This window comes from Micromonospora sp. Mcm103 (assembly GCF_024519755.1).
GTDB lineage: Bacteria > Actinomycetota > Actinomycetes > Mycobacteriales > Micromonosporaceae > Micromonospora > Micromonospora aurantiaca.
In genome coordinates this window covers 267,689-291,780 of sequence record NZ_JALJRJ010000004.1, presented here as the reverse complement: position 1 = coordinate 291,780, position 24,092 = coordinate 267,689, and the positions used below count along the sequence as shown (strand labels likewise).

Genomic DNA, 24,092 nt, shown 5'->3' with positions numbered 1-24,092 from the left:
AGAGACCTTTTGCCGGAGGTCGCGATGACTGTCTTTCCCGCTCGTCAGGCTGTACCGAGCAGGGCACTGCCGCCCCGCACGGTGCCGCACTCCCGGGTCGAGCCCACCTCGGTGCTCGAGCCGGCCCGACCGACTCCATTGGAGTGGGCCCGGCGTCGCCGGGCGGAGCGGGGGGCCCGCCGGTTGGAAGCGGCAGGGGCTCGCGCCCTGGGCCAACTCGACCACCTCGGTCCCGCCTGGCACGTCATCGAGTGGCCCCGGACGGACCCGGCCGACATGCTGCTCGACCGCGGCCGCGACGACCGGGCCGGGTTCCTGGCCATCGGCCCGAGCGGTCTGTTCGCGGTCACCATCGCCGACCACGGCCGGGCCCGCGTGCTGGTGGCCGGCGACGTGGTCCAGATCAACGGCAAGCGCCCGCCGTACGTGCAGGAGGCCCGCCGGGACGCCAAGCGCGCCAGCAAGGCCCTCTCCGACGCGGTCGGCCTGCCGATCCCGGTGACGCCGGTGCTGACGTTCGTCGGCTCCGGGGTGATCAGCGTCTACGGCCTGCCGAAGGACTGCCTCATGGCCACCCACCGCGAGCTGGACCGCCTGCTCGTGGCCGGTGGGAACCGGATCAGTCCGGCCACCGCCGAGAAGCTCTCCCGCGTCGCGCAGGCGCCGGCCACGTGGTTCAACGGCACGTACCGTCCAACCGCCGACTACCGGTGGTATGACGAGGGCCGAACGGCCGCTGACAAGCGGGCCGCCCGCCGGTAACGTCTCCGGCGACGCCACGCGGCCCACGGCACCGCCCCCGACTGGTTCCGTCGGTCCGCGCCGTCGCCGGCCGCCCGGCAGCCGATGCTTCCGCCGCACCGACCGGCTAGCGTGGACAGACCGTCGGTGTACATAGGAGGCGCGGTGGCCCACGTCGAACTCTCACTCTCGGAAGTGTTCGCGCCCGCGGCATCCACCGAGCAGGAGTCCGACAACTTCGGGCAGTGGTCCGGCATGGTCTCCCGGGCCGCCGAGCCGTGCCTGCTGATCGACGCCGGCACCACCGTCGTGGCGATCTCCTCGTCCGGCTGCGACCTGCTCTGCCTGGGCGCCCCGGAGGACGTGATCGGCCTGCCGCTGCTGGAGGGCGGCCTGCGCCTCGTCGACTTCACGGCGAGCCCGAGCGAGCTGACCGAGCAGGAGACCGACAAGATCCCGCCGCTGCTCGCGCTGCACTCCGGGCGGCTCGCCCGCGGCCTGCTGCGGGTGCAGGGGCCCGGCTCCGACGCCGGCCGGACCGTCGACGCCATCTCCACGCCGGTGCTCACCGACGGCGCGGTGGCCGGGTCGCTCACCTTCCTCTCCGCCGTCTGACCCGGCGCGCTTCACCCGGGCCGGTCCTGCTCCTACGATGACCTCGGCCCCACCGTACGACGACATCCCTCGATGCCCGAGGACGCCCCCGTGCCCCGCACCCCTCACCCCCGACGCCGCCGGCGCCCGCTGGCGCTGCTGACGCTGCTCGCCCTCGCCTCCTGCGGCACCCCGCCCGAGCTGCGAGCCCCGCCACCCGCCGCCGCCACTCCGGTCCCGTCGGCGTCCGCCTCGCCCAGCCCGAGCGCCACGCCGACCCCACCCGTACCGGTTCTCCCGTCCACGCTCTCCCCGTCCGCGCCGGCGTCTGCGGCGCCCTGCCGGGGGCGGCCCTCCGGCGACCGGATCGTCGCGCTGCTGCGCGGCTCCGCCGGCGTGCTGCCCCGCGACGTCCGGGTCACCGTGTCGACCGGTCCGCTCTGCGCCGACGGCTGGCAGTACACCGTGCTGTCGGTCACCGGGCACGAGGAGTTGCAGGTGGTCACGCGCGGCGAGAGCGGCACGCCGCGGCTGGTCACCGCCGGCACGGACGTGTGCGGCGTCGAGGTGCGGACCGTGGCGCCGGCCGGCATCCGTACCCTGGCCTGCGACGGCACGCCGGGTGCGTAGGCTGGTCGGCATGCCGGGAACACCGCCGACCCGCTTCGTCTACCTGGGCCCCGAGGGCACCTTCGCCGAGCAGGCCCTGCGTACGGTGCCCGCCGCCGAGCGCGGGGACCGCACGCCGGCCCGCAGCGTCGGCGAGGCACTCGACGCGGTACGCGCCGGAGAGGCGGACGCGGCGCTGGTGCCACTGGAGAACTCCATCGGCGGCGCGGTCGGGGTGACGCTCGACGAGCTGGTCGAGGGCGACCCGCTGGTGATCACCCGCGAGGTGGTCCTCCCGGTGGAGTTCGTGCTGGCCGCCCGCACCGGCACCACGCTGTCCGACGTCCGTTCCGTCGCGGCCCACCCGCAGGCGTCCACCCAGTGCCGGGGCTGGCTGCGGGAACACCTGCCGGACGCCACAGTGGTCGACGTGCTCTCCAACGGCGCCGCCGCGGCCGGGGCGGCGAGCGGCGAGTACGACGCCGCCATCTGCGCCCCGATCGGCGCGAGCCGGCACCGCCTGGCGGTGCTGGCCGACAAGATCGCCGACCACCCGGACGCGGTGACCCGGTTCGCGCTGGTGTCCCGCCCCGGACCGCCCCCGCCGCCCACCGGCGACGACCTGACCTCGCTCGCGGTGTGCCTCGCCCACGACCGGGTGGGCGCGCTGCTGGCGGTGCTGATGGAGCTGGCCGTACGCGGCGTGAACATGACCCGGATCGAGTCCCGCCCGACCGGCGAGGCGCTCGGCCGCTACGTGTTCTTCCTGGACTGTGCCGGGCACGTCGCCGACGTACGCCTCGGCGAGGCGTTGCAGGGGCTGCGCCGGGTCTGCGCGGACGTTCGGTTCCTGGGGTCGTACCCCCGGCACCGCTGGAGCACGGCGGCGGGTGACCAGCAGACGCCGGTGCCGCCGGGGCTCACCGACGCCGACTACGCCGACGCGGCGGCCTGGGTGGCCCGGCTGCGGGCCGGTGAGCTGAGCTGACCGGCCCGGGGCGACCTCGACGGACGCCCCGGGCACCGGACGGTCACTGCAACAGGCCGCCGAGCACGCCGCCCTGCTGCTGGGAGCCGCTGCCGGCCACCGGAGGCTCCTCCGAGGGCTGGACCACGACGAAGCCCTGACCGGCGAAGCTCATCGTGAACGCCTCACCGGTGCTGCGGCCGAGCAGCGTGCCGAGGCCGAGCTGTTCGGCACGGTGGTAGCCGGTCTGGAGGTTCGCCGACCAGCAGACGGCCGCCTGCGGGTCCACGTACGTCGGGGCGTCCACGTTGAGCACCACCGGAGTGCCCTTGGTGGTGATGGCGATCCGGCCGTGGCCGGTGAAGACGCAGTTGAACAGGCCGGACGAGGACGCGAAACCGGCACCGCCGACCATCTTGATGTCGTACTGGAGCGTCGAGTCGAACGCCAGCACGCTGGAGCCGTTGATGGACAGCGCGTCGCCCGGCTCCAGGTCGATGATGTGCACGTCCTTGGCGAAGTCGGCGAGGAAGACGTCACCGCGCCCGGAGACCTTCATCAGCGGCACGCCCTCACCGGTGAGCCGCTGCTTGATGAACTTGCCGATGCCGCCGGAGCCGAGCGCCTGGAACTGCACCTGCCCCTGGTAGGCGACCATCGACCCGACCCGGGCCATCGCCTCGCCGTTCAACTCGATCTTCAGCATCTTGGAGTTCTGCAACCGCATGCCCGGCTGCTGGGACTCCTTCTCAAGGTTCTCCGCGGAGAACAGCGCGCTGCGCATGGGTTTTCCTCCTGCATCAGGATCTGCCTGATCCGCAGGTTAGGGGACCGGCGCAACCGCCGGGATCAGCCGGGCGGGGACGCGCCGGAGGCCGGTCAGCCCCAGCCCAGGGCGTGCAGGCGCTCGTCGTCGATGCCGAAGTGGTGGGCGATCTCGTGCACCACTGTGATCGCGACCTCGTCGACGACGTCGTCGTCGGTGTCGCAGATCGCCAGGATCGGGTTTCGGTAGATCAGGATGCGGTCGGGCAGCACGCCGGAGTAGTCCCAGCCGCGAGAGGTGAGCGCGTGCCCCTCGTACAGGCCGAGCAGGTCCTCACCCGGCGGCGGGTCGTCCTCCACCAGGATGACCACGTTGCTCATCAACCCGAGCAGTTCCTCGGGTACCTCGTCGAGCGCCTCGCCGACCAGTTCCTCGAACCGGTCCCGGCTCATCTCCACGGCCACGCGGCCCGGTCACTCCCTCCGGATCGGGCACACCGCACGGCGAGGGCGTCCCGCAGGACACCCCCGCCGTGCCGTACGCGATGTCAGGCCAGACGGGCGTTCAGCGTGATCTGCGCGCCCGGCGACAGCAGCCGGGAGATCGGGCAGTTCTCCTTGGCCGCCTCGGCGAGCTTGGTGAACTCGGCCTGGTCGATGCCCGGAACCTGACCCACGGTCTCCAGGTCGATGCGGGTCACTGTCATGCCGGCGTCGGTCTTGTCGAAGTGCACCTTGGCGGTGGTCTCCACCGCCGTCTCCTGGGCGCCGGCGTCGGCGAGCTGCTTGGAGAGGGCCATCGAGAAGCAGCCGGCGTGCGCGGCGCCGATCAGCTCCTCGGGGTTGGTGCCCTCGCCCTCCTCGAAGCGCGACTTGAAGGAGTAGTTGCCGGACAGGCCGCCCTTGCCGGTGCGGACGGTGCCGGACCCCTCGGTGAGGTTGCCCTGCCAGCGAGCGGATGCGGTACGGATAGGCATGGCACCGACGCTAACCGAAAGCGGGCCGCCCCGCACCGGACCCCGGGGTCGCGATCCGGGCCGGCGGGAGCGGGCTGTGCCATGATTCGACGCAGGCCCGCGTACGGGAAGGGTGGCCATGTCGCAGGATCTCCCCGTTCCCCGGCAGGACAAGCGAATCCCCATGCAGGACACCAGGTCCGACGACACCACGATCGTCGAGTGGGGCGACACCGAGCCGGAGTCGTCCGGCCGGGCCGCGCGCTCGCTCGCCGCGCTGGGCCGGGACCGCCGTCTGCCGCCCGTGCTCACCGGGCTCGGCGCGGTGGCCGCGCTGGCCTCGCTGATCGGCGAATGGCTGACGATCACCGTGCCGGCCGAGACCCGGGGCGAGGACGCACCGGCCCGGTTGACCAGCGGCATCTCCGAGATCGGCGGGCTCGGTACGGCGTACCTGGTGGGCCTGCTCGGGCTGTCGGTGGCGGTGGGGCTGGCGCTGCGCGGTGCCCCGGCGGTGCGGCAGCACGCCCGGCTGGCCGGGCTGGGTCTCGCGGCGGCCGTGCTCGGGGTGCTGGTCGCGACCGCCGCCTCCCTCGAACAGCTGGCCCGGCGCATTCTGTTCTTCGTCAGCGAGCAGAGCCTTCAGGTCGAGCACGGACGCGGCCTGGTCAGCGCGTTCGTCGCTGTCGCACTGCTGGCGGCCGCGCTGCACCTGGCCGGCCGGGCGGCCGGCGTGACCTCCACCGACGGGGAGCCGGACGAGGACCGGCCCGAGCGCCGCCGCCGGGCGGACGAGGACGACGTGCCCCCGGGCCCGGCGGACCTGACGGTGCAGCCCACGGTGCCGTTCGCCGGCCCCGAACGGGCGTACTGAACCAGCTCCGGCAGCGCGTCCGGCGGCCACCGGAGCTTCGCCGCCGATTCGCCGGAAAGCTGTGGTTGCCGTCCGTTCCGCGAGATACGGTTGCTGCCCGCCGTCCCATGGTCGCGGCACCGAGGACCTGGTCGGCCGGCGTGACGGCGGCGGGCGAAGGAGGAACCATGACCCGCCCGGGACTGCCCAAGCTGATCGCCACCGACCTGGACGGCACGCTCGTCCGCAGCGACGAGACCGTCTCCGCGTACACCCATCGGGTGCTGGACCGGGTGCGGTCCGCCGGGATCCCGGTGGTCGGCGCGACCGGCCGCGGACCGCGCCTGACCGAGCTCACCCGTAACGACATCCGGGCCGCCGACTTCCTGGTGATGGCCGGCGGCGGCCGGGTGGTGGACCAGAGCGACCCGGAGGGGCCCCTGGTGCTGCGGGACGAGCGGCTGCCCGGTGAGGTGCTGGCCCGGATCCTCACCGACCTGGAGGCGGCGGTGGGCCCGCTCACCGTGATGGTGGAGGCGTCGGACGAACACGACGCGCCGCTCTGGGGCGACTACCACCCGAGCTGGCCCTACCCGGACCGGTTCGAGGCCCGCAGCCGGGTCGAGTGCCTGTCCTGCGACGTGATCAAGGCGTTCGCCCGTACCGCCGACCACCACGTGGACGAGCTGCTGGCCGCGGCGCGGGCGATCGTGCCGCCGGACGTGGCGACGCTCACCCAGGCCGGGCTCGACTTCGTCGAGATCTGCCCGCCGCGCACCGACAAGGCCAGCGGGCTCAGCGTCATCGCCGAACGGCTCGGCGTGGACCCGGCCGACGTGCTGGTCTTCGGCGACCAGCCGAACGACCTGCCGATGTTCGGCTGGGCGGGATGGGCCCGGGTGGCGGTGGCGAACGCCCACCCGGAGGTACGCGCCGCGGCGGACGAGATCACCTTGCGCAACGACGACGACGGCGTCGCGGTCTACCTGGACCGGCTACTCTCCCGGTGATGGAAGATCCACCTCGGCTCGTCGCCTCCGACATCGACGGCACGCTGCTGCGCGACGACCGGACGCTCAGCCCGCGTACCGCCGCGGTGCTGGCCCGCATCGCCGCCGCCGGCACGCCGGTGGTCCTGGTCACCGGCCGTCCGATCCGCTGGCTCCAGATGGTGTACGAGCAGCTCGCCGAGCCGTTGCCGGCGATCTGCGCCAACGGCGCGGTGGTGTACGACCCGGCCACCGACCAGGTGCTGCGGGCCGACCCGCTCGCCCCGGAACTGCTGGCGGAGGTGGCCCGGCGCCTGCGCGCCGAGGTGCCCGGGGTGAGCTTCGCGGTGGAGATCGTGGACAGCCGGCAGATGCGGCACGAGGCGCACTACCCGCTGCGCTGGGACGCCGACCTCGACGCGATCCGGGCCGTCGAGTCGCCGGAGGAGCTGCTGGCCGCGCCCGCGGTGAAGCTGCTGGCCCGGGCCGGTGAGCAGGACCCGGACGTCTTCGTCCAGGTGGTGGCGGGCGCGCTGGAAGGGCTGGCCGAGGCGACCCACTCGTCGTACAGCGGGCTGATCGAGATCTCGGCCGCCGGCGTGACGAAGGCGGCCGGCCTGGCCTGGTACGCGGAGCGGCTCGGCGTCGACGAGCGGGACGTGGTGGCCTTCGGCGACATGCCCAACGACGTGCCGATGCTGGCCTGGGCCGGACGGGCGGTGGCCGTCGCCAACGCCCACCCGGCGGTACGGGAGATCGCCCACGAGGTCACCGGGCCGAACACCGAGGACGGTGTGGCCGCGTACCTGGAGAAGGTCTTCGAGCTGGGCTGAGCGGCCGGGGCACCGCGCGGCGCCCCGGCCGACGGGTCACAGGTACTGGCCGGGCGCGTGGCCCTCGCCGGCGCCGGGCATCCCCGGCATGCCCGGCATCACGCCGCCCGGGCCGCTGGGCAGCGCCTGGCGGCCGGATCGCATCTGCTCGAGCTGGACGCGGGCGGCCATCTGCTGGGCCACCAGCGCGGCCTGGATGCCGTGGAACAGCCCCTCCAGCCAGCCCACCAGCTGGGCGTGCGCGATGCGCAGCTCGCCCTCGCTCGGCGCCTGCTGCTCGGTGAACGGCAGCGAGATCCGCTCCAGCTCCTCGCGCAGCTCGGGGGCGAGGCCCTCCTTCAGCTCGACGATCGAGCGCTCGTGGATCTCCCGCATCCGGTGCCGGCTCGCGTCGTCGAGCGGCGCCGCCTTCACCTCCTCCAGCAGCTGCTTGATCATGCTGCCGATCCGCATCACCTTGGCCGGCTGCTCGACCAGACGGGTCGGGTCCTCGCCCTTGCCCTCGTCGGTCTGCACCGTGCCGACCGGGCGGCCGTCCGGCCCGACCACCACCACGGTGCCCGGGATGCCATCGTTGCCCTGTTCGTCGTCGTGTCCGGCGGAGTGCGCTTCGGTCATGGCACCCATCTTTACCCACGCCGACCATGTGCACGCGGCCGGTCCGGGGGACGCTACGGTCGCCGCATGCTCTCCGACCCGCGCGAGGTGCTGACCCGCCCGTCCCCGCCCCCGGATGCCACCGTCTCCTACGGCGACCACCCGGACCAGTGCGCCGACCTGCGGCTGCCGGCCGGTGACGGGCCGCCCCGGCCGCTCGTGGTCGTGGTGCACGGCGGTTTCTGGCGGGCGGAGTACGACAGGGCCCACACCGGACCGATGGCGGCGGCGCTGGCCGCGCTCGGCCACCCGGTCGCGCAGATCGAGTACCGGCGGACCGGCCGGCCGGGCGGTGGCTGGCCGCACACGCTGACCGACGTCCGCGCCGGGATCGCCGCGCTGCCGGCACTCGCCGCCGCCGCGCTGCCCGGACGGGTGGCGCCCGTACCGCCGATCCTGGTCGGTCACTCCGCGGGCGGGCACCTGTCCCTGTACGTGGCCGCGCACGCCCCGGAGACGGTCGGCGGGGTGCTCGCGCTGGCGCCGGTGGCCGACCTCGCGCAGGCGTACCGGCTGGACCTGGACGAGGGTGCGGTGGCCGCGTTGCTCGGCGGCGGCCCGGACGACGTGCCGGACCGGTACGCGGCAGCCGATCCATCGGCATTGGTACCCATTCGAACACGCACAGTAGTCATTCACGGTGATCAAGATATTCAGGTCCCGATCGCGATCAGCCGGTCCTGGGTGGCCGCAGACCACGCTGCCGGGGGCTCCGCCACGCTCGTTGAGCTGCCCGAATGCGAGCATTTCGGGCTGATCGCACCGGGCTCCACCGCGTGGCCCCAGGTGGTGGCGGCGTTGCGGTCGCTTCACGATGATCTTCAAGGCATTGACGCAGCGTCGTCGACCAGGTAGAACGCCGAAGGGGTGTGCACCATGGCCACCCCGTCGGGAAGGAAATTCGGTGGCACAGATGAACCGCAGGCGGGCGCTGCAACTGCTGGCCGCGCTGGGTACCACCGGACTGGCGGCGGGTTGCGGCTCCGGGGACGACGAGTCCGGGGACCAGGCCGGATCCGGCAGCCCGATCAAAGTCGGGCTGATCGTGCCCGGCAGTGGAGCGAACAAGGCCATCGGTGACGAGATCACCAACGGCTTCCAGCTCTTCCTCAGCATGCGCGGCCAGCAGATCGCCGGCCACCCGGTCACGCTCGTGACCGCCGAGGAGGGCGACACCGCCGCCACCGGAAAGGCCGCCGTCGACCGGCTGCTCAAAGAGGGCGTGCTCGCGCTCACCGGCGTGGTCAGCCCCACCGTGATGACCGGCATCAAGGACGCGGTCGAGGAGGCCCGGGTGCCCCTGCTGGGCTCCAACGCCTCCCCGTCGACGCTCCAGGGCGTCGTCTACATCTGGCGTACCTCGTACGTGCTGACCGAGCCCGGCGAGGCGCTCGGCGAGTACCTGCGCCAGAAGCTGGACGCCTCCAGCCGGATCGCCATCTTCGGCACCCGCGGCTTGGGCAGCCAGGACGTCATCGAAGGGCTGCGGCGCGCATACGAGCGGGGTCGCCGGCTCACCGAGGACCCGATCTTCACCGAGGACGACCCCAACCCGTCCCGGACGCTCTACTCGGGGCCGATCCGCAAGGCGCTCGAACGCAAGCCGGACGCCGTGTTCTGCCACTACTCCGGGGCGCAGGCCGTGCAGTTCGTCAAGCAGCTCTACGCCCAGGGCTACCGGGGACCGATCTACGCCCCCGGGTTCCTCACCGAGGGCACCGCGCTCGACCAGCTCGACGACGGGGAGAAGGGCCGCGAGCGCAAGCTCATCCAGACGTACGGGATCGAGACCGCGTTGAACTACTCGGCCGACCTCAACAACACCGCGAACCGGATCTTCGCCTCGGCGTACCGGAAGACGTTCAACTCGGCGCCCACCACGTACGCGATGGCCTCGTACGACGCCGCGCTGGTGCTGGACAAGGCGATCCGGCTGGCCGGGGGGAACCCCTCACCGCAGCAGGTCAACCTGGCGCTCGGCAAGGTCGGCCAGGTGGACAGCCCACGCGGCACCTGGCAGTTCAACCAGACCCGCACCCCGCAGCAGAAGTGGTACCTGCGCCGGGTGCAGACCGACGGCCGGCTGCTCTCCAACGTCGTGATCAACGAGCTGGCGACGCTGGGCTGAACGGCCCCCGTACGCGCGCAAGGGCGGTCTCCCACCGGGAGGCCGCCCTTCGCGTCGAGGCGTGACGTCGAGCGTGGCTCAGTGCCGCAGCTCGGCGATGCAGCACTTCACGCTGCCACCGCCCTTCTTCAGCTCGGCCAGCTCCACCGGGACCGGGTGGTAGCCGGCCGCCTTCAGCTTGCCGGCGAGCCGGGTCGCCTCGTTGTTCAGCACCACGTTGAGCCCGTCGCTGACCAGGTTCAGGCCGAACGCCAGCGCGTCCTCGTCGTCCGCGACGATCGCGTCCGGGAAGAGCTGGGCCAGCACCTTCTGGCTGGCGGCCGAGAAGGCGCCCGGGTAGTAGACGACGTTCTCGTCGTCGATCGAGGCCAGCGCCACGTCCAGGTGGTAGAAGCGCGGGTCGACCAGGTGCAGCGAGACCACCGGCCGCCCGAGCGCCTCCTGCGCCTCGGCGTGCGCGGCCGGCTCGGTCCGGAAGCCGTACCCGGCGAGGACCAGACCGCCGTGCGCCTCCGGCAGGTACGCGAAGTCGCCCTCACCCTCGTTCGTCTCGCTCGGCGCGATGAACCGCCAGCCCCGCTGCTCGTAGAACGCCCGGTGCGCGGCGGCCTCGGCGGACCGCTGCTCGTGCTTGAACCGGGCGCCGTAGACCGTACCGTCGACCACGAACGCGCCGTTTGCGGCGTAGACCATGTCGGGCAGGCCCGCCTCGGGAGTCAGCAGGTGCACCTCGTGGCCCAGCCCGACGAGCGTCTCGCGCAGCCGGTCCCACTGCTTGACCGCCAGGTCGGCGTCGACCGGCGTGGTCACGTCCATCCACGGGTTGATCGCGTACTCGACCGTGAAGTGCTCGGGCGAGCACATGAGATATGTCCGCTTTCGCGAGACTCGCTGCTGGTTCACGGTCACCAAGAGTAGGTACGGTACAACTTTGGTAACAGCCACAAGCATTGCTTCCCGGGAGCGGAACGTTGCAGATAGACGCGGTCGACCAGCGAATCATTGCGTTACTCGTCGCGGATGCTCGCGCCTCGTACGCGGACATCGGCAGCCGGGTGTCACTCTCCGCCCCCGCCGTGAAGCGACGCGTCGACCGCCTCCGATCCGCCGGGGTGATCCGGGGATTCACCGCCGTCGTCGACCCGGCCGCCGTCGGCTGGACCACCGAGGCGTTCGTCGAGCTGTTCTGCGCCGGCCGGACCACACCGGCACAGATCGGCGCCGCCGCCCGCCGCCACCCCGAGGTGGTCGGCGCGTACACCGTCTCCGGCGAGGCGGACGCGCTCGTGCACCTGCGCGCCGCGGACATCTCCCACCTGGAGGAGGCACTGGAACGGCTGCGCGCCGAATCGTTCGTCACCTCGTCGCGCAGCACCATCGTGCTCTCCCGGCTGGTCGAGTCCCCCGGCGTCGGCCCGTCCACGCCTTGACCTCAACCCCGCTTCATGTCGTGCACTGACACCCGTGACCGGCGAGACGCGAGGGGGCGGTATGCGTGCGGTGTGGCTGCGGGAGTTCGGCGGACCGGAGGTGCTCGTGCCCGGGACGGCACCCGACCCGGCACCCGGACCGGGCCAGGTCCTCGTCGACGTGGCACACGCGAACATCACGTTCGTCGAGACGATGTTCCGGGCCAGCGGCTTCGGGCCGTTCGGCACCGAACTGCCGGTGATCCCCGGTAACGGCGTCGGCGGCACGATCACCGCGCTGGGACCGGACGTCGACCCGGCGCTCGCCGGCCGCGTCGTGGTCACCGCCACCGGCGGCACCGGCGGGTACGCCGAGCGCGTCGTCGTCGACCGGGGCGCGCCTGTCCCCGTACCCCCGGGGTTGCCGCTGGACGCGGCGGTGGCACTGATGGCCGACGGCCGGACCGCCCTGATGCTGGCCCGGGCGGCCGGGCTGCGACCGGGCGACCGGGTCCTGGTCGAGGCGGCGGCCGGCGGCGTCGGATCGCTGCTCACGCAGCTCGCGGCGGCCGCCGGCGCGACGGTGGTGGCCGCCGCCGGCGGCGACCGAAAGGTGGGCCTGCTCCGCGCCGCCGGCGTCGACGTGGTCGTCGACTACCGGCAGGCCGGCTGGACCGGCCGGGTCCGGGACGCCGTGGGCGCCGTCGACGTGGTGTTCGACGGCGTGGGCGGGCCGCTCGCCCGGGAGGCGTTCGACCTGCTGGACCGCGGCGGGCGGATGCTCAGCTTCGGGCTGGCCGGCGGCACCTGGGCGGACATCCCAGCCGAGTCGGCAGCCGCGCGCGGGGTGACGCTGCTGCGCCCCCGGCCCGGCCCGGACGAGCTGCGCGCCCTCACCGAGGCGGCGCTCGCCGAGGGCGCGGCCGGGCGGCTGCGGCCGCTGATCGGGCAGCGCTTCCCGCTGGAACGGGCCGCCGCCGCGCACGCCGCGATCGAGGCCCGTCAGACCGTGGGCAAGACGCTGCTCGACGTACGGTGATCCGCGCTCAGAGGTACATGCCGGTGCGGTGCTCCTCGGCCCGGGCCGGCTTGTCGCCCTCGCCGAAGAAGCGCTTGCCGCCGAACTCGCCGTGCAGACGGTCGTCCAGCTCGTCGGCGAGACCGGTCATCACCTGCACCGCGAGCATCAGGTGGGTGGCCTGGAAGTTGCGGCCGAACACCGGGATCGAGGCCCACACCGTGTCGTCGGCGCAGTACAGCCGGCCGATCGGCATCCGGTTGGTCAGCTCGGAGAGCTTCACGTAGAGGCGCTCGGTCGGCTCGACCTCGGTCAGCACCGGCGAGAAGACGTCCACGAGCGGCGGGTTGTCGCGCACCCGGACGAAGACCATGGCCGAGCCGGCCCGGATGTTGATGTCGCCGTCGGAGTCGACCTGGAGCTGGTCGGACGCGGACTTCAGCATCGTCGACACGACGGTGCGGACCCGCTCCTCCAGGGCCAGCACGTCGTTCTCGCCGGACTGCGCGGCCGCCGCCGCGGCCAGCGCCTCGTCCAGGTCGGCCTCGACGTCGCGGTCCGGGCCGAACTCGCTGCGCGCGGTACCGAGCGGCTCCACGGGAAGCGCCTCGCCCTCGGCGTCGTGCACGAGGTAGACGAGGAAGGCCGGGTGCGGGGCGCCGTAGACGTCGCGCAGCGTGCGGGACAGCACCGCGGCCAGCCGGGTCGCCTCGTCCGTGCCGCAGTCCAGCCCGAACTGCTCGCCGGAACCCGGCACCACGCCCGGCGGCGACCAGCCGAGCGCCACCATGTCGGCCACCGCCGCCCGGTCCAGCCGGTAGCCCTGCGGCAGCGTGGCGTTTCCGACCGCGCGGGCCGAGAGACGCCCCTCCTCGCCCGCGTCCACGCTCACCGAGTAGACGGCGTCTCCGGTGCCCGAGGCGGTCGGGTCGAGCGTGACCTCCAGGTGCCCGCCGGAAGGCAGCCCGCGCAGCCGGTCGGCGAGCGCCCGGGCGAACTCGCGCCAGGCCTCGGTGACCTTGGCCCGCAGATCAGCAGTGGTCGGCTCGTCGAGCAGGATCGACTCGTGGTGCTCCGGCGTACCGCCGGTGGCTTGATGCGCCGACGTCGCGCCGGTGGCGTGGTGCTCCGGCGCGCCGCCGGCAGGCTCGTCGACCGGCTCCGAGGGGTGGTCTGCCGTCATGATCGCCTCCGTCCGTTCCCGCCACCCTACCCAGGCGCCAAGGGGACCGAATCCCGCGCGAGGCGCTAATCCTCAGGCGTGGAACCACCCAGGTCCACCGGCCAGGAACCGGCCAGCGCACTGAGCCGCTCGGCCGCCGCGGCCGGGTCCGCGCCGCGCCCCACCGCCAGCCCCAGCAGGTACGCGGTGACCGGCGCGCCCGGCCGGACCACCTGGTGGGCCACGTCCCGGGCCACGTCGAGCACCGTCGGCACGGGCACCCCCGCCGGGTCCAGGTCCAGCTCGGCGCAGACCGCCGTGACCCAGTCGTCCAGCACCGTCATCTCGTCCACTCCTCCGCCCGGCGTACGTCCTCGTCAGTGTCGCAGTCGAACCAGGGCGGCGGCCCCGAGCCGGACCAGGACACCTCGCGTACGGCGAGGTCGGCCAGCAGCCCGCGTACCGGCGCCCCGTCGAGCGAGCCGCCCCGCGTCGCGGCGAGCCGGTCGACGGCGGATCGCAGGGCCGATAACCGCCAGAGGGCGCAGAGGTGCTGGCGTCGGCCGTCCCCGTCCACGTAGCAGGCGAGCGCGGCGGACCGGCCGTCCAGCGCCTCCCGCCAGGCGGCGGGTACGTCTTCCGGCCCAGCGGCTGCAGGTGCGTCTTCTGGCCCGGCGGCTGCGGCGTCGAGCGCGGGCGGCGGGTAGTCGCGGGAGTGAGCGGCGGCGAGCGCGGGCGGTGGATCGTCGCGGGAGTGACCGGCGGCGAGCGCGCGTCGCAGCTCGGCCACCGCTGCGGTGGTGAGCAGCGGCAGGTCGGCGGCGAGCACTGCGACTGTCGTCGTACCGGGGTCGAGCAACGCCAGCCCGGCTGCCGTAGCGGCCACCGGGCCTCCCCCGGGCGGCTCTTCCCGGGCCGTCCGGACTCCCCTGGGCAGCGGGCCGGACGAGCCGACCACGATCCGCTGGTCCGCGTCGGCCACCGCGTCCAGCACCCGGTGCAGCATCGGCCGGCCGCCTACTGCCCGGGCCGGCTTGTCCACCCCGCCCATCCGCCGGGCCGCGCCACCGGCGAGCAGGATCGCCGCGTACCCCGTCACCACCTCACAGTAGCCACAGCCACGTCGCCGCATCCCGGCCCGGACCTCTGCCCGGCGCTGTCGGCGGTTTTCCGACGTTGATCGACTGCTTTCCGCCGAAGTGGTGGCATCCAGGGCCCTCCGACACCGCCACTTCGCCGAACTGGTGTCGATCATCGGGCCCGGGGCCGGCCCTGGCCGGCCGGGGTGGGTGGCCGGGGTGGGTGGGTGGGGGTGGGAAGACCTGGGGCGACGTGCGGGCGGCGGGGTGGCCGGGGAGGATGGCGGCATGGGACGGGCGACTGATCGGCGTGGTGTGCTGCGGATCGACCTCGACGCGGCCGGGGACGGCCGGGGGCGGATCCGGCGGCAGGACACCCTGGCCGTGGAGGAGCCGCTGGAGATCCGCGTCGGCGCGGCCGGGCCCGGCCGGCGCCGGCCGCTGGCGGTGACGATGCGTACGCCCGGCGACGACCTGGACCTGGCCATCGGCTTCCTGCTCACCGAGGGGCTGATCCGGTCGGCGGAGGACGTGCACACCGCGCAGCTCTGCGCCGGGGCGGAGACCCCGAACACCTACAACGTGGTCGACGTGGTGCTCTCGCCCGGCGTGCCGGAACCCGTCACCGACCCTTCGCGCAACTTCTACACCACCAGCTCGTGCGGCGTGTGCGGCAAGGCCAGCATCGACTCGGTACGCACCCGCTCGCAGTTCGCGGTGCGGGACGACCCGCTGGTGGTCACCGCCGACCTGCTCGCCGGGCTGCCGGACCGGCTGCGCGCCGCGCAGCGCGCCTTCGACCGCACCGGCGGCCTGCACGCCGCCGGCCTCTTCACCCCCGACGGGGAACTCGTCGTGCTGCGCGAGGACGTCGGGCGGCACAACGCGGTGGACAAGGTGCTCGGCTGGGCCACCCGGGAAGGGCGGCTGCCGCTGGCCGGGCACGTGCTGCTGGTCTCCGGACGGGCCAGCTTCGAACTCACCCAGAAGGCCTGGATGGCGGGCGTGCCGCTGCTCGCGGCGGTGTCCGCGCCGAGCACGCTCGCGGTCGAGCTGGCCGAGGAGGCGGGGATGACGCTGGTCGGCTTCCTGCGCGGGCCGACCATGAACGTCTACACCGGGGCGGCGCGCGTCGGCGGCTGACGGCCGGGCAGCACCGGGCATCGGCGTGACGGGCGTCGGCGGCCCGGTGACCGGCCCGGCAGGCGCGTGAGCGCTCACCGGCGTGGCCGGCGTCGGCGGCGCCGCAGCACCGCGCCGTCGTTCGAGCCGCCCCGGCCGTCCAGCGCGGACGGGGCGACTCCCCGCCGGAGCGCCTCGTCGAGCAGCACCGCGAGCGAGTAGCCGGGGTCGGCGGACAACACCCGTTCCAGGGCGACAGCCGCCAGTGCCCCGTGCCCAGAGCGCCACGCGGCGAACGCGAGCAGGCAGCCCGGCGCGGCGATCAGGTCCGGCTCGGCGCGTCGCAACACGTCCGTCCAGAGGCTGATGTCCTCGTCCCGGCCGTCGGTGCGCGACCAGGCGTGGTCGCGCACCGCGACGTGGACGAGGAGCACTGTCAGCCAGGCCACCTCGTCGTCGTCCAGCCGCTCGCCGCGCCGCTGCCGGCGAAAGGCGGCTCGCACGGCCGCCGTGCCCGCCGTCCGCACCGCCCGCGGCTCCCCACCCGATCCGGGGCCACCTGCCGGCACCTGGGACTGGCCGCCCGGTCCGGGCCCGCCAACCGGGACCGACGACTCCCCCTCCGGCCCAGCACCGTCCGCCGGGACCGGCGGCCCCCCACCCGCCCTCGAACTGTCGGCTGGAAAGCCTCCGGCCGGGCTCCCGGCCGATGATGCGGACGGGGGTCCGGTGAGCGCGGCCAGGCGGAGACGGGCCCGAGCGGTGGCCCGGCGCATGGCGAGCCGGACCGGCCCGTCGAGCGCGGACACCTGTGCCGCGAGCGCGGCCCGGTCGGGCAGCGCGACCTGACCGGCGAACACGGCAGCCGCGCTGACCTCGCTGGCGGCCGGGTCGTACGGGGTGCCCTCGGGCGGGCAGCAGGACGGCTCGGCGCACAGGTACGACCACCAGCGCCCGTCGGTGACCCGCAGCGCGTCGAGTACCACCAGCCCGGTGGCGGTCAGCGCGTCACCGATCGCGTCCACGATCCCCGTCACCCGGGCGGCCGGACCGTAGCCGACGACTGTGGCGGCGTCGGCGTCCTGCCGGGCCACCACCTGCGCCAGGTGCCGGGCCGCCGGGCCGGGGTCGGTGCCCGGTGCGGGCAGGTCGCCTCGGGCGGCGAAGACGACGCGCCGGCCGCGTACCGCGACCACCACGACGCTGTCGGCGGGATGGAAGCCGAGCAGGTAGGGCACGGCCGCGACCATGTCGGCCGGCGAGCGGACGGAGAGGCGCGCTGGCTCGGTGGAGTTCATGCCGGGAGCGTGGGCGGTGCAGTGCCACCGCGTCCGCCCCTGTGGACGACACGCCGTCCGTCCACAGATACGGAGCGTATCGGTGCAGCTCAGTGGCGATCGGCGGCGTCGCTCGGCACACGGATGTCCGGGGTACCGGCTACCTTGCGCACATGGACCTGGCGTACCTGCGGGCACACCCGGAGCACCTGCCGACCTTCCTGACCCACCAGCGGATCCGGGAGACGCCGGTCTCCGGTGGTGACATCTGCGCCGCCTCCCGGCTCACGCTGGACGACGGGCACTCGGTGTTCGCCAAGACCTGGCCGGAACGGGCCGCGCGTCCGCTGCCGGAGGGCTTCTTCGCCGCCGAGGCGGCCGGGCTGCGCTGGCTGCGCGAGGCCGGCTCGGTGCCCGTACCGGATGTGCTCGTCGCGTTGCCCGGCCTGTTGGCGCTCGACTGGGTGGAGCCCGGCGAGCCGACGCCGGAGGCCGCGGAGGCGTTCGGCCGCGACCTGGCCGGGCTGCACCGCGCCGGGGCGCCCGCGTTCGGCGCGGACTGGCCGGGGTTCATCGGCGCGCTGCCGCAGGACAACACGCCCGACCCCGGTCCCTGGCCGGACTGGTTCGCCCGGCGCCGCCTCCTGCCCTACCTGCGCATGTCTGTCGACGGTGGCGCGATCGACGGCGCCGGGGCGGCGCTCGTCGAGCAGGTCGTCGACCGGATCGGCGAGTTCGGCGGTGACGAGCCGCCCGCCCGGCTGCACGGCGATCTCTGGCCGGGCAACCTGCTCTGGGGCGCCGACGGCCGGGTGTGGCTGGTCGACCCGGCCGCGCACGGCGGCCACCGCGAGACCGACCTGGCGCAGCTCGCGCTGTTCGGCGGCCCACCGCACCTGGACCGGATCACGGCCGCCTACCGGGAGGCGTGGCCTCCGGCCGACGGGTGGCGGGAACGGGTGCCGTTGCATCAGCTGCATCTGCTGCTCGTGCACACCGCGATCTTCGGCGCGGCGTACGCGGACGCCGTGGGTTCCACCGCTCGTGCCGCCCTCCACGGGCTCGACCGCGCTACGGTCGACCGATGAGCACCCCCCGGACGACGACCGACGGCGTCCTCGCCGACCGGTACGGCCGTGTCGCCCGGGACCTTCGGGTCTCGCTCACCGACAAGTGCAACCTGCGCTGCACCTACTGCATGCCGGCCGAGGGCCTGCCCTGGCTGTCCGGCCCGCAACTGCTCAGCGACGACGAGATCGTCCGGCTGGTGGGTGTCGCGGTGACCCGGCTCGGCATCACCGAGGTGCGCTTCACCGGCGGTGAGCCGCTCATCCGGCCCGGCCTGCCCGGCATCGTGGCGGCGGTCGCCGCGCTCACGCCCCGGCCGCGCATCTCGCTGACCACGAACGGCATCGGCCTGGCCCGGATGGCGCCGGCGCTGCGCGCGGCCGGGCTGGACCGCGTCAACGTCTCGCTCGACACGCTGGACCGGGACCGGTTCACCGCGCTGACCCGCCGCGACCGGCTCGCCGACGTGCTCGCCGGCCTGGCCGGCGCGGCGGAAGCCGGGCTGACCCCCGTGAAGATCAACTCGGTGCTGATGCGGGGCACGAACGACGACGAGGCGCCCGCGCTGCTCCGGTTCGCGCTCGCGCACGGCTACGAGCTGCGGTTCATCGAGCAGATGCCGCTCGACGCGCAGCACGGCTGGGACCGCTCGACGATGGTCACCGCCGACGAGATCCTGGCCTCCCTGCACGCCGCGTTCGCGCTGACGCCGGACCCGTCCGAACGGGGCGCGGCACCGGCCGAGACGTGGCTGGTGGACGGCGGGCCGGCCCGGGTCGGCGTGATCGCCAGCGTGACCCGGCCGTTCTGCGGCGACTGCGACCGCACCCGCCTCACCGCCGACGGCCAGGTGCGCAACTGCCTGTTCGCCACCGAGGAGTCGGACCTGCGCGGCGCGTTGCGCGCCGGTGCGGACGACGAGGAGCTGGCCCGGCGCTGGCGGGCGGCGATGTGGGCCAAGCGGGCCGGGCACGGCATCGACGACCCCACGTTCCTCCAGCCCGCGCGCTCGATGTCGGCGATCGGAGGCTGAGGGTGGAGCTCACCGTCCGCTACTTCGCCGGCGCCCGCGCGGCCGCCGGACGACCCGAGGAGACCGCATCCGCGGGCGTGTCCCTGGACGAACTCCTCGATGAACTGGCCGCCCGGCACGGCGAACGCCTCGCGGTGGTGCTGAAGGCGGCGAGTTTCCTGGTCGACGGCGTGGCCTGTCATGATCGACGGGCACTGTTGCCGGCCGGGGTGACGGTGGACGTGCTGCCGCCCTTCGCGGGCGGCTGAGGGGGGCACACGTGCTGGCCATGGCGACATTCCTGGGCTTCGTCGTGCTCGTGATCGGCCTGATCCACTTCTACCTGTGGAAGCGGCTGGTCCGGGACACCACGCGTCCCGGGCGGTGGCGCCGGGCCGGTGGAGTGGCGATCGCGGCGCTGGCGGTGCTCGTACCGGTGACCATGGCCGGCACCCGCAACGGCTGGTACTGGCTGGCCTGGCCCGGCTACCTCTGGGTCGCGCTGATGTTCTACCTGCTGGTGCTGCTGCTGGTGCTGGAGGTGCCGACCGCTGTGGTCCGGCTCGTGCTGCGCCGCCGGGCCCGCGCGGCGGTCGCCGCCGGCCCGGAGCCCGAGCCCGAGCCCGAGCCCGTGCTCGTGGGCGCGGCGACGGCGGAGGGTGCGACGCCGCCGCCTGTCGACAGCACCGACGCGCCGCCGCCCGGCACCCACGCGCCGGACCACGACCCCTCGCGGCGGCTGCTGCTCGCGCGCGGGGCAGCGATCTTCGCCGGGCTCACCGCCGCCGGCGTCACCGGGTACGGCGTACGCACCGCGATGGGTCCGCCGCAGCTGGACCGGGTGCAGATCCCGCTGGCCAAGCTGCCCCGCAGCATGGACGGCCTGCGTATCGCCACCGTCTCGGACATCCACCTCGGGCCGCTGCGCGGCAGGGCGCACACCGAGCGGATCGTCGCGATGATCAACCGGATGGATGCCGACCTGGTCGCGGTGGTAGGTGACCTGGTCGACGGCACGGTGGCCGAGCTGGGCGAGGCCGCCGAACCGCTGCGCGACCTGCGGTCCCGGTACGGCAGCTTCTTCGTCACCGGCAACCACGAGTACTACTCGGGCGTCGAGGAGTGGGTCCGCGAGGTGGACCGGCTCGGCCTGCGCGTGCTCCAGAACGAGCGGCAGGAGATCCAGGCCCGGGGCGGCGTGCTGGACCTCGCCGGGGTGAACGACGTGAGCGCCGCCGGCACCGGGGTGGCCGCGCCCGCCGACTACGCCGCCGCCCTCAGCGACCGCGACCCGAGCCGGCCGGTCGTGCTGCTGGCGCACCAGCCGGTGGCCGCGCAGGAGGCGGCGAAGTTCGGCGTCGACCTGCAACTCTCCGGGCACACGCACGGCGGCCAGATGGTGCCGTTCAACCTGGCGGTGAAGCTCGAACAGCCGGTGGTCTCCGGCCTCGGCGAGGTCGACGGCACGAAGGTCTACGTCACGAACGGCGCCGGCTTCTGGGGCCCGCCGGTGCGGGTGGGCGCGCCTCCCCAGGTGACGCTCGTCGAGCTGCGCGCTCAATAGCGTGCATGGGCCGCCGAGTCCAGCACCGCATTGCTCAGGTCACCCGTACGCGTGGCGACGGGCGGGCGGGGGACCGGACGTGACAGGATGCGGCGTGCCTCCGTTCAGCGCCGCACCCCCCGGTGGCCTCCCGCCGTACGTCGCGGATCTGCACATCCACTCGAAGTACTCCCGCGCGTGCAGCCGCGACCTGACCCTGCCGAACCTGGCCTGGTGGGCCCGGCGCAAGGGCATCGGCGTGCTCGGCACCGGCGACTTCACCCATCCCGCCTGGTACGACCACCTGCGGGAGACGCTGCATCCGGCCGAGCCGGGCCTGTACCGGCTCTCGCCCGAGGCGGAGCGGGACGTCGCCCGGCGGCTGCCGCCCCGGCTCGCCAGCGAGGCGGAGGCCGACCCGGTCCGGTACATGCTGAGCGTGGAGATCTCCACGATCTACAAGCGCGACGACCGGACGCGCAAGGTGCACCACCTGATCTACCTGCCGGACCTGGACGCGGTGGCACGGTTCAACACCGCGCTGGGCCGGATCGGCAACCTCGGCTCGGACGGCCGGCCGATCCTCGGGCTGGACTCCCGCGACCTGCTGGAGATCACGCTGGAGGCGAGCCCGGACGGCTACCTGGTGCCGGCGCACATCTGGACGCCCTGGTTCTCCGCGCTCGGCTCGAAGTCCGGCTTCGACGCGATCGCCGACTGCTACGCAGACCTGGCCGAGCACATCTTCGCGGTGGAGACCGGCCTGTCGTCCGACCCGGAGATGAACTGGCGGGTCGGTAGCCTGGACCGCTACCAGTTGGTGTCGAACTCGGACGCGCACTCGCCGCCCGCGCTGGCCCGGGAGGCCACGGTCCTGACCGCCGCGCGCGACTACTTCGCGATCCGCGAGGCGCTGCGGACCGGCGACGGTCTCGCGGGCACCGTGGAGTTCTTCCCGGAGGAGGGCAAGTACCACGCCGACGGGCACCGCCTGTGCGGCGTGAACTGGTCGCCGGAGCGGACCCGCGAGGCGGGCGGGCGCTGCCCGGAGTGCGGCAAGCCGCTGACCGTGGGCGTACTCAGCCGGGTCGAGGAGCTGGCGGACCGGCCGGCGGGGCACCGTCCGGCGCACGCCCGCGAGGTGACGCATCTGGTGCCGCTGGCCGAGATCCTGGGCGAGCTGAACCGGGTCGGCGCGCGGTCGAAGAAGGTGGAGGGCAAGCTCAACGAGCTGATCGCCGCGCTCGGCCCGGAGCTGGAGATCCTGACGCGTACCCCGATCGAGGAGATCGGCCGGGTCGGCGGCGAGCTGCTCGCGGAGGGCATCGGCCGGCTGCGCCGCGGCGACGTGCGCCGGGTGCCGGGCTACGACGGGGAGTACGGCGTGATCACGCTGTTCGACCCGGCGGAACTGGGCGCTGCGGGTGGCCGGGCCGGGCAGGAGACGCTGTTCGACGTACCCGTGCCCGCGCAGCGGCGGCCGGCGGAGTCGGCGCCGAAGCCGAAGGCCAAGCGCCCGGCGGCGGCCCGGCCGGAGCCGAAGCGGACGCCGCCGCCGGCGCCCCCGATCGCACCGCCGCCGTCTCCGCACGAGCCGTTCGAGCCGATGCTCGCCGGGATGGAGGAGGTCGGCACCGGTCTGCTGGATCGGCTGGACGCGATGCAGCGGGTGGCCGCGTCGGCGCCGGGTGGCCCGCTGCTGATCGTGGCCGGTCCGGGCACCGGCAAGACGCGGACGCTCACCCACCGGATCGCGTACCTGTGCGCGGAGCTGAACGTCTTCCCCGACCAGTGCCTGGCGATCACGTTCACCCGGCGGGCGGCCGAGGAGCTGCGGCACCGGCTGGACGGGCTGCTCGGCCCGGTCGCCGAGGACGTCACAGTCGGCACGTTCCACTCGCTCGGCCTGACCGTGCTGCGGGAGAACGCGGCAGCGGCCGGGCTGCCGGCGGACTTCCGGATCGCCGACGACGCGGACCGGTCGGCGGCGCGTGCCGAGGCCGGTGACGACGACGAGCGGTACGTGGCGCTGCTGCGCAAGCGGGACCTGGTCGACCTGGACGAGTTGCTGACGCTGCCGGTGGCGCTGCTGAAGGGTGACCGGAAGCTGGTCCGCGAGTACCGCGAGCGGTGGAAGTGGATCTTCGTCGACGAGTACCAGGACGTCGACGCGGTGCAGTACGAGCTGCTGCGGCTGCTCAGCCCGCCGGACGGGAACCTGTGCGCGATCGGTGACCCGGACCAGGCGATCTACTCGTTCCGGGGCGCCGACGTGGGCTACTTCCTGCGTTTCTCGCAGGACTTCACGGACGCCCGGCTGGTCCGGCTGAACCGCAACTACCGCTCCTCCGCGCCGATCCTGGCCGCCGCCGTGCAGGCCATCGCGCCGTCGTCGCTGGTACGCGGCCGTCGTCTCGACCCGGCCCGGCTCGACCCGGAGGCGCCGCTCGTCGGCCGGTACGCGGCGAGTTCCGCCTACGACGAGGCCGACTTCGTGGCCCGTACCGTGGACGAGCTGGTCGGCGGCCTGTCCCACCGCTCTCTCGACTCGGGGCGGATCGACGGGCGGGCGACCTCGCTGTCCTTCTCCGACATCGCGGTGCTGTACCGCACCGACGCGCAGGCCGCACCGATCGTGGACGCGCTGGCCCGGGCGAACATTCCGGTGCAGAAGCGCTCGCACGACCGGCTGCGCGACCGTCCGGGCGTGCCGGCGATCGCCCGCGAGCTGCGCCACGCCGGTCTGGACGGTTCGCTCGCGGCCCGGGTACGCCAGGCCGGGCAGATCCTGGCCGAGCGCTTCGCCGTGCCCACGCTCGACGGGTCCGGCGCGGTACGCCCCGAAGACGTCCGCACGGCGGTGGACCTGCTCACCCCGCTGGCCCGGCGCTGCGGCGACGACCTGGAGCTGTTCCTCAACCAGCTCGCCACCGGCGCGGAGGTGGACGCGCTGGACCCGCGCGCCGAGGCGGTCACGCTGCTCACGCTGCACGCGGCGAAGGGCCTGGAGTTCCCGGTGGTGTTCCTGGTCGGCGCGGAGGACGGCCTCCTGCCGCTGCGCTGGCCCGGCGCCGAGCCGGACGACGACGCGGTGGCCGAGGAGCGGCGGCTGTTCTTCGTCGGGCTGACCCGGGCACAGGACCGGCTCTACGTCAGCCACGCCGGCCGGCGCGCCCGGCACGGCGCGGAACGGGACACCCGCCCGTCGCCGTTCCTCGACGTGATCGACCCGGCGTTGTTCGAGCGCCTGGACGCGACCGAGCCCCGCCGCCCGAAGGACCACCAGCTCCGGTTGATCTGACGGCACCTC

The 24,092-nt window shown here is 74.0% G+C and carries 26 protein-coding genes; 17 read left to right on the top strand and 9 right to left on the bottom strand.

What is annotated here, in order from left to right; translation table 11 throughout:
- The first annotated feature begins 24 nt into the window (after positions 1-24).
- The 4 genes from OC439_RS08575 (at position 25) to pheA (ending at position 2,932) form a co-directional block, all read left to right on the top strand.
- On the top strand, positions 25-762 hold the full coding sequence (locus tag OC439_RS08575; RefSeq protein ID WP_194800337.1) for a hypothetical protein: 738 nt from the start codon (positions 25-27) through the stop codon (positions 760-762).
- A gap of 144 nt (positions 763-906) precedes the next feature.
- Positions 907-1,356, top strand: a complete 450-nt coding sequence (locus tag OC439_RS08570) for a hypothetical protein (RefSeq protein ID WP_013289310.1) — start codon at positions 907-909, stop codon at positions 1,354-1,356.
- A gap of 72 nt (positions 1,357-1,428) precedes the next feature.
- Positions 1,429-1,965 (top strand): hypothetical protein, encoded by a 537-nt coding sequence (locus OC439_RS08565; protein ID WP_262012963.1) that lies wholly within the window; start codon positions 1,429-1,431, stop codon positions 1,963-1,965.
- Positions 1,966-1,975: 10 nt separating this feature from the next.
- Complete coding sequence (gene pheA / locus OC439_RS08560) at positions 1,976-2,932, top strand: prephenate dehydratase (protein WP_262012962.1); 957 nt, start codon at positions 1,976-1,978, stop codon at positions 2,930-2,932.
- 43 nt (positions 2,933-2,975) lie between these two features.
- Here the strand turns inward: pheA and OC439_RS08555 are convergent, their stop codons facing one another.
- From OC439_RS08555 to OC439_RS08545, 3 genes are all read right to left on the bottom strand, one after another.
- Positions 2,976-3,695 (bottom strand): AIM24 family protein, encoded by a 720-nt coding sequence (locus tag OC439_RS08555; RefSeq protein ID WP_262012961.1) that lies wholly within the window; start codon positions 3,693-3,695, stop codon positions 2,976-2,978.
- Positions 3,696-3,790: 95 nt separating this feature from the next.
- Positions 3,791-4,135 carry a metallopeptidase family protein gene (locus OC439_RS08550; protein WP_262013027.1) on the bottom strand — a complete coding sequence of 115 codons (345 nt, stop codon included), beginning with the start codon at positions 4,133-4,135 and terminating at the stop codon, positions 3,791-3,793.
- 89 nt (positions 4,136-4,224) lie between these two features.
- Positions 4,225-4,653, bottom strand: coding sequence for an OsmC family protein (locus OC439_RS08545; protein WP_013289315.1), 429 nt, complete (start codon positions 4,651-4,653; stop codon positions 4,225-4,227).
- A gap of 163 nt (positions 4,654-4,816) precedes the next feature.
- Between OC439_RS08545 and OC439_RS08540 the strand changes: the two genes are divergently transcribed.
- From OC439_RS08540 to OC439_RS08530, 3 genes are all read left to right on the top strand, one after another.
- On the top strand, positions 4,817-5,506 hold the full coding sequence (locus tag OC439_RS08540) for a hypothetical protein (protein WP_262012960.1): 690 nt from the start codon (positions 4,817-4,819) through the stop codon (positions 5,504-5,506).
- Between the two features lie 167 nt (positions 5,507-5,673).
- Positions 5,674-6,495 carry an HAD family hydrolase gene (locus tag OC439_RS08535; protein ID WP_262012959.1) on the top strand — a complete coding sequence of 274 codons (822 nt, stop codon included), beginning with the start codon at positions 5,674-5,676 and terminating at the stop codon, positions 6,493-6,495.
- Positions 6,495-7,307 carry an HAD family hydrolase gene (locus tag OC439_RS08530; protein WP_262012958.1) on the top strand — a complete coding sequence of 271 codons (813 nt, stop codon included), beginning with the start codon at positions 6,495-6,497 and terminating at the stop codon, positions 7,305-7,307. The genes OC439_RS08535 and OC439_RS08530 overlap by 1 nt, the downstream gene beginning before the upstream one ends.
- Positions 7,308-7,343: 36 nt before the next feature.
- Here the strand turns inward: OC439_RS08530 and OC439_RS08525 are convergent, their stop codons facing one another.
- Positions 7,344-7,934 carry a bacterial proteasome activator family protein gene (locus OC439_RS08525; protein ID WP_135242545.1) on the bottom strand — a complete coding sequence of 197 codons (591 nt, stop codon included), beginning with the start codon at positions 7,932-7,934 and terminating at the stop codon, positions 7,344-7,346.
- Between the two features lie 57 nt (positions 7,935-7,991).
- Between OC439_RS08525 and OC439_RS08520 the strand changes: the two genes are divergently transcribed.
- The gene (locus OC439_RS08520) at positions 7,992-8,819 is read left to right on the top strand and encodes an alpha/beta hydrolase family protein (RefSeq protein WP_262012957.1); all 828 of its coding nucleotides are present in this window, start codon (positions 7,992-7,994) and stop codon (positions 8,817-8,819) included.
- A 49-nt stretch (positions 8,820-8,868) separates the two neighbouring features.
- A complete protein-coding gene (locus OC439_RS08515; protein WP_262012956.1) occupies positions 8,869-10,092 on the top strand; it encodes an ABC transporter substrate-binding protein in 1,224 nt (407 codons plus the stop codon).
- A gap of 78 nt (positions 10,093-10,170) precedes the next feature.
- Here the strand turns inward: OC439_RS08515 and ddaH are convergent, their stop codons facing one another.
- Positions 10,171-11,004: a dimethylargininase gene (ddaH, locus tag OC439_RS08510; RefSeq protein WP_262012955.1), complete on the bottom strand. Its 834-nt coding sequence runs from the start codon at positions 11,002-11,004 to the stop codon at positions 10,171-10,173.
- Positions 11,005-11,063: 59 nt separating this feature from the next.
- Here ddaH and OC439_RS08505 point away from each other — a divergent pair, with 59 nt between their 5' ends.
- The gene (locus tag OC439_RS08505) at positions 11,064-11,522 is read left to right on the top strand and encodes an Lrp/AsnC family transcriptional regulator (RefSeq protein ID WP_013289323.1); all 459 of its coding nucleotides are present in this window, start codon (positions 11,064-11,066) and stop codon (positions 11,520-11,522) included.
- 61 nt (positions 11,523-11,583) lie between these two features.
- Entirely contained in the window at positions 11,584-12,540 is a 957-nt protein-coding gene (locus tag OC439_RS08500; protein WP_262012954.1) for a zinc-binding dehydrogenase, read from the top strand.
- A gap of 7 nt (positions 12,541-12,547) precedes the next feature.
- On the opposite strand, the gene OC439_RS08495 is transcribed toward OC439_RS08500, so the two are convergent.
- The 3 genes from OC439_RS08495 to OC439_RS08485 form a co-directional block, all read right to left on the bottom strand.
- Complete coding sequence (locus tag OC439_RS08495; protein ID WP_262012953.1) at positions 12,548-13,702, bottom strand: YbjN domain-containing protein; 1,155 nt, start codon at positions 13,700-13,702, stop codon at positions 12,548-12,550.
- Positions 13,703-13,767: 65 nt separating this feature from the next.
- On the bottom strand, positions 13,768-14,025 hold the full coding sequence (locus OC439_RS08490) for a DUF6457 domain-containing protein (protein ID WP_013289326.1): 258 nt from the start codon (positions 14,023-14,025) through the stop codon (positions 13,768-13,770).
- On the bottom strand, positions 14,022-14,780 hold the full coding sequence (locus tag OC439_RS08485) for a molybdenum cofactor guanylyltransferase (RefSeq protein WP_262012952.1): 759 nt from the start codon (positions 14,778-14,780) through the stop codon (positions 14,022-14,024). The genes OC439_RS08490 and OC439_RS08485 overlap by 4 nt, the downstream gene beginning before the upstream one ends.
- Before the next feature lie 268 nt (positions 14,781-15,048).
- Between OC439_RS08485 and fdhD the strand changes: the two genes are divergently transcribed.
- Positions 15,049-15,903 (top strand): formate dehydrogenase accessory sulfurtransferase FdhD, encoded by an 855-nt coding sequence (gene fdhD / locus OC439_RS08480; RefSeq protein WP_262012951.1) that lies wholly within the window; start codon positions 15,049-15,051, stop codon positions 15,901-15,903.
- Between the two features lie 74 nt (positions 15,904-15,977).
- Here the strand turns inward: fdhD and OC439_RS08475 are convergent, their stop codons facing one another.
- Positions 15,978-17,180: a DUF4192 domain-containing protein gene (locus tag OC439_RS08475; protein ID WP_262012950.1), complete on the bottom strand. Its 1,203-nt coding sequence runs from the start codon at positions 17,178-17,180 to the stop codon at positions 15,978-15,980.
- Positions 17,181-17,332: 152 nt separating this feature from the next.
- Between OC439_RS08475 and OC439_RS08470 the strand changes: the two genes are divergently transcribed.
- The 5 genes from OC439_RS08470 to OC439_RS08450 all read left to right on the top strand — a co-directional run bounded on the left by OC439_RS08470 (position 17,333) and on the right by OC439_RS08450 (position 24,083).
- Complete coding sequence (locus OC439_RS08470) at positions 17,333-18,247, top strand: fructosamine kinase family protein (protein WP_262012949.1); 915 nt, start codon at positions 17,333-17,335, stop codon at positions 18,245-18,247.
- Entirely contained in the window at positions 18,244-19,260 is a 1,017-nt protein-coding gene (moaA, locus tag OC439_RS08465) for a GTP 3',8-cyclase MoaA (RefSeq protein ID WP_262012948.1), read from the top strand. Before OC439_RS08470 ends, moaA begins: the two co-directional genes overlap by 4 nt.
- A 2-nt stretch (positions 19,261-19,262) precedes the next feature.
- On the top strand, positions 19,263-19,508 hold the full coding sequence (locus OC439_RS08460) for a MoaD/ThiS family protein (RefSeq protein ID WP_194800319.1): 246 nt from the start codon (positions 19,263-19,265) through the stop codon (positions 19,506-19,508).
- A 20-nt stretch (positions 19,509-19,528) separates the two neighbouring features.
- Positions 19,529-20,803, top strand: a complete 1,275-nt coding sequence (locus OC439_RS08455) for a metallophosphoesterase (protein ID WP_410054901.1) — start codon at positions 19,529-19,531, stop codon at positions 20,801-20,803.
- Positions 20,804-20,897: 94 nt separating this feature from the next.
- A complete protein-coding gene (locus tag OC439_RS08450; protein ID WP_262012946.1) occupies positions 20,898-24,083 on the top strand; it encodes a UvrD-helicase domain-containing protein in 3,186 nt (1,061 codons plus the stop codon).
- Positions 24,084-24,092: the final 9 nt, after the last annotated feature.

Coding starts and splice junctions, on each gene's coding strand:
- pheA (WP_262012962.1), top strand. CDS start 1,976: ATGCCGGGAACACCGCCGACCCGCTTCGTCTACCTGGGCCCCGAGGGC.
- OC439_RS08495 (WP_262012953.1), bottom strand. CDS start 13,702: ATGACGGCAGACCACCCCTCGGAGCCGGTCGACGAGCCTGCCGGCGGC.
- OC439_RS08520 (WP_262012957.1), top strand. CDS start 7,992: ATGCTCTCCGACCCGCGCGAGGTGCTGACCCGCCCGTCCCCGCCCCCG.
- OC439_RS08470 (WP_262012949.1), top strand. CDS start 17,333: ATGGACCTGGCGTACCTGCGGGCACACCCGGAGCACCTGCCGACCTTC.
- OC439_RS08545 (WP_013289315.1), bottom strand. CDS start 4,653: ATGCCTATCCGTACCGCATCCGCTCGCTGGCAGGGCAACCTCACCGAG.
- OC439_RS08530 (WP_262012958.1), top strand. CDS start 6,495: ATGGAAGATCCACCTCGGCTCGTCGCCTCCGACATCGACGGCACGCTG.
- OC439_RS08540 (WP_262012960.1), top strand. CDS start 4,817: ATGCAGGACACCAGGTCCGACGACACCACGATCGTCGAGTGGGGCGAC.
- OC439_RS08575 (WP_194800337.1), top strand. CDS start 25: ATGACTGTCTTTCCCGCTCGTCAGGCTGTACCGAGCAGGGCACTGCCG.
- OC439_RS08455 (WP_410054901.1), top strand. CDS start 19,529: ATGGCGACATTCCTGGGCTTCGTCGTGCTCGTGATCGGCCTGATCCAC.
- OC439_RS08555 (WP_262012961.1), bottom strand. CDS start 3,695: ATGCGCAGCGCGCTGTTCTCCGCGGAGAACCTTGAGAAGGAGTCCCAG.
- OC439_RS08500 (WP_262012954.1), top strand. CDS start 11,584: ATGCGTGCGGTGTGGCTGCGGGAGTTCGGCGGACCGGAGGTGCTCGTG.
- OC439_RS08475 (WP_262012950.1), bottom strand. CDS start 17,180: ATGAACTCCACCGAGCCAGCGCGCCTCTCCGTCCGCTCGCCGGCCGAC.
- OC439_RS08535 (WP_262012959.1), top strand. CDS start 5,674: ATGACCCGCCCGGGACTGCCCAAGCTGATCGCCACCGACCTGGACGGC.
- OC439_RS08490 (WP_013289326.1), bottom strand. CDS start 14,025: ATGACGGTGCTGGACGACTGGGTCACGGCGGTCTGCGCCGAGCTGGAC.
- moaA (WP_262012948.1), top strand. CDS start 18,244: ATGAGCACCCCCCGGACGACGACCGACGGCGTCCTCGCCGACCGGTAC.
- fdhD (WP_262012951.1), top strand. CDS start 15,049: ATGGGACGGGCGACTGATCGGCGTGGTGTGCTGCGGATCGACCTCGAC.
- OC439_RS08525 (WP_135242545.1), bottom strand. CDS start 7,934: ATGGGTGCCATGACCGAAGCGCACTCCGCCGGACACGACGACGAACAG.
- OC439_RS08565 (WP_262012963.1), top strand. CDS start 1,429: ATGCCCGAGGACGCCCCCGTGCCCCGCACCCCTCACCCCCGACGCCGC.